Annotated in this window: 2 pseudogenes; both read right to left on the bottom strand. The window is 61.9% G+C overall.

Annotated features, from left to right (window positions below):
* A pseudogene (locus tag I6F36_RS38695) lies at positions 1-174 on the bottom strand (transposase); the annotation flags it as partial.
* Positions 175-262: 88 nt separating this feature from the next.
* Positions 263-459 (bottom strand): annotated as a pseudogene (locus I6F36_RS38690) (ornithine cyclodeaminase family protein); the annotation flags it as partial.

The following is a 459-nucleotide window of genomic DNA, read 5'->3' as shown; positions in this document are numbered from 1 at the left end:
GTGTATGAGGAAGCGGCGGATGAACTCGAAGGTGGCGAGCGTCATCTGCTTGTAGCGATCACGGCCCTCGATGCGGTAGTCCTTCCACGTAAAGGTAACGCGCTGCGCGTCGCAGGCGATCAGGCGGCTGTTGGCGATGGCAACGCGGTGGGTGTAGTGCGACGGATAGGCCAGTCCTGGGTTGGCACTCCATCAGAAGCTCCGTGAGCCGTCCCGAGGGTGGTCTCGCACGACGCCCGTCCCACGTCACGTCGATTACCTTTTACCCACGCCAGCCTTTATAGATCAAACTCGCAGCGGCGAGGTCCGCCAGCGCTGTGCCCACCGCCTTGAACATGGTGATGTCATCACGGGACTGGCGACCGTGGACGGCTCCATTGCAGAGTTCAGCGAGCGATCCTTTCACGCCCTCTCGTGACAAGATCCCGGCATTGATCGGATGGACGAGGTCCCCCGCCT

It is taken from the genome of Bradyrhizobium sp. BRP19 (assembly GCF_020194195.1).
Lineage (GTDB): Bacteria > Pseudomonadota > Alphaproteobacteria > Rhizobiales > Xanthobacteraceae > Bradyrhizobium > Bradyrhizobium yuanmingense.
The sequence above is the reverse complement of the archived record's forward strand: the minus strand, read 5'-3'. Positions and strand labels throughout refer to the sequence as shown.